Raw genomic sequence first — 1480 nt, 5'->3', positions numbered from 1 at the left:
CCCTTTTACTGGACAAACCAGTGAAAGGGGTATTTTTATGCGTTATAGTTTTGAATTTAAAGTAAAATGTGTTGAGATGTATGAAAGAGGAGAATATCCAGAGACACCTAATGGAATAACCACTAGAAAATTTAGAGATACTATTAGGAAATGGAAAAGAATGGTCGATTCATTAGGCGTAGGCGTCTTACGACGTAAAACGAAAAATAAGCAGTGGAATCCAGAAGAAAAACTAGTATTAGTTTCCAAAATTTTAGCTGGTTATTCATATAATTCCGTTGCACTAGAGAATGGAATTAATTATAGGATATTATATAATTGGGTTCAAAAATACAAGGAAAAAGGTTATAATGGACTTGTAGATGAGAAGAAAGGAAGACCAAGAAAGGTACCTATCATGAAAGAAAATAGAAGTCCTAAACCATTAAAAGAATCAGAAAGAGAAGAATTAATTAGATTACGTGAAGAAAATCAATTTATTAAAACAGAAATCGAAAATATTAAAGCGGAAAAAGAAATAATAAAAAAATTAATAGCCTTGAGGCGAGAAAAATGGGCTGCGCAACTCAAGGCGAAAAAGCAGCGATCATCAAAGAACTTAGAGAAAAAGGATATCAATTAAAATATCTTTTACAAGCAATAGGAATGGCTAAATCAACATATTATTATTTAATAAATAAGGGAGAAGTAGATGTTGTGGCTATTCGTAATGAGCCAGTGTTAAAAGAAATTAAAATTATTTTTACCGAAAATAAAGGGTTATATGGTGTCCGTAGAGTTCACAATGAACTAATTAATAGAGGTTTTAAAGTAAATCATAAACGTGTACAAAGTCTTATGCATAAAGAAGGATTGAAAGGGAAACGTCCTAAAGAAAGATATCATTCATATAAGGGGAAAATAGGAAAAGTCGCTGATAATATAATAAATCGAGATTTTAGTACAACTGCTCCGTTACAGAAATGGACTACAGATGTATCACAATTCAATTTTTCATGGGGAAAGTGCTATTTTTCAGCGATTCTAGATATGCATACAAATGAAATAATATCATATGATTTATCTTTACATCCAGATTTAAATCAGATAAAAAGAATGTTAGAAAAAGCATTTAATAAATTTCCAAAAACAGAAGGATTAATTATGCATTCGGATCAAGGGTGGCAATATCAACATTCACACTATAGAAGTGAGTTAAAAAAACATGGAGTCATTCAATCGATGTCTAGAAAGGGAAATTGTTATGATAATAGTATCATGGAATCATTTTTTGGAAGAATGAAGACGGAGATATTTTATGGTTATGAAAAGAATTATATGTCATTTGAAGAATTTAGTAAAGCTGTATATGAATATATAGATTATTACAACAACAAGAGAATTCAATCAAAAACAAAATGGATGTCACCTGTACAATACAGAATAACATCCACTTGTCTAAATTAAATATATATGTGTCCAGAATTTTGGGTACATATCA

2 protein-coding genes are annotated in these 1480 nt (G+C 30.0%); both read left to right on the top strand.

Features of this window, described 5'->3' with window-relative positions:
* A partial coding sequence (locus HMPREF3186_RS03745; RefSeq protein ID WP_060913992.1) for a helix-turn-helix domain-containing protein occupies window positions 1–622 on the top strand: 622 nt, incomplete at its 5' end.
* A complete protein-coding gene (locus HMPREF3186_RS03740) occupies window positions 553–1446 on the top strand; it encodes an IS3 family transposase (RefSeq protein WP_084812655.1) in 894 nt (297 codons plus the stop codon). The genes HMPREF3186_RS03745 and HMPREF3186_RS03740, both read left to right, overlap by 70 nt.
* The last annotated feature ends 34 nt before the right edge of the window (window positions 1447–1480 follow it).

It is taken from the genome of Gemella haemolysans (genome assembly GCF_001553035.1).
GTDB lineage: Bacteria > Bacillota > Bacilli > Staphylococcales > Gemellaceae > Gemella > Gemella haemolysans_B.
This window is presented reverse-complemented; position numbering and strand designations above follow the sequence as displayed.

Excerpts from the sequence above, each read along its gene's own strand:
- HMPREF3186_RS03740 (WP_084812655.1), top strand. The coding sequence starts at position 553 with ATGGGCTGCGCAACTCAAGGCGAAAAAGCAGCGATCATCAAAGAACTT.